Annotated in this window: 1 pseudogene; it reads left to right on the forward strand. The window is 63.7% G+C overall.

Features of this window, described 5'->3' with window-relative positions:
* Window positions 1–111: 111 nt before the first annotated feature.
* Window positions 112–1,310: pseudogene (locus tag ON45_RS24060) on the forward strand (IS481 family transposase).
* Window positions 1,311–1,383 lie beyond the last annotated feature (73 nt).

The following is a 1,383-nucleotide window of genomic DNA, read 5'->3' on the forward strand; positions in this document are numbered from 1 at the left end:
AAAGCGACTCTGACCAGGCATTACGCCTGGTCAGATCGTGGAGCGGATGACGGTGTGATCTGTCAGGAGATCCCGGACTGATGTGTCGGGTCATGGCGGACACTCGGGTTCGTGTCGATGGCTCGGTTGGTGATTACGGCGGTGGTGTTCGAGAAGCGCCCGGTACGCGAGGTGGCTCGTGACTATGGCGTGTCTCGGTCTTGGGTGTACGAGCTCGTTGCCCGTTATCGGTCTGATGGTGAGACGGCGTTCGAGCCTCGCTCGAGGCGGCCGAGGACGTCACCGACGAAGACGCCCGATGAGGTGATCGATTTGATCGTCGCGACTCGCCGACGTCTGGCGGGTGAGGGGCTCGATGCGGGGATGGGAACGATCCGTTGGCATCTCGCACACCATCACCGTGTGACGGTGTCGGAGTCCACGATTCACCGCACGCTCGTGGCTGGTGGTCTCGTGACGCCGGCCCCACGAAAGCGGCCTCGGAACAGTTACGTCCGGTTCCAGGCCGAACAGCCCAACGAGTGCTGGCAGGCCGACATGACCCACGTCCGCCTCGCCGATGGTGTCGACGTCGAGGTGTTGTCCTGGCTCGATGATCATTCCCGCTATGCCCTCTCGGTGACTGCACACCATCGGGTGACGACACCGGTCGTGGTCGACACGTTCACCGACACCATTGCTGAGCTGGGTGTTCCCGCGTCGACGTTGACCGACAACGGCCTCTACTTCACGACCCGGTTCGCCGGCGGCGGCAGCGGTGGACGCAACGGCTTCGAAGCGCTCTTGGTGCGTCTCTGTGTCGTGCAGAAGAACTCGAGACCCAATCATCCGACCACCTGCGGCAAGGTCGAACGCTTCCAACAGACCATGAAGAAGTGGCTCAGCGCCCAACGCCCACCAGCTGGCATCGCCGAGCTCCAACAACTCCTCGACCGGTTCATCGTCGACTACAACCATCGTCGACCCCACCGATCACTCCCACACCGATCCCCACCTGCTCTCGCGTACGCCGCTCGACCCAAAGCCGCACCCGCCGGACGAGACGACATCCACCACCGGGTGCGCCGCGACATCGTCGACCCGGCCGGCAAAGTCACCCTCCGCCACCACGGCCGCATGTTCAAGATCGGGATCGGCCCCCCTGGGCGCGAACCCCCATCATCATGCTCATCGCCGATCTCGACATCCGCGTCCTCAACGCAGCCACCGGCGAGATCATCCGCACCCTCACCCTCGACACCACACGCACCTACCAGCCCACCGGCAGACCCGTCGGAGCACCCCGAAAACGAACAAACCCGAACCCCTAAACGGGGGTTCGGGAGTCCGGGATGTCTCGCGACATCACATGGAGCGGATGACGGGAATCGAACCCGCGTTCTC

Origin of the sequence: Ilumatobacter nonamiensis YM16-303 (genome assembly GCF_000350145.1) — a bacterium.
Taxonomy (GTDB): Bacteria; Actinomycetota; Acidimicrobiia; order Acidimicrobiales; family Ilumatobacteraceae; genus Ilumatobacter_A; species Ilumatobacter_A nonamiensis.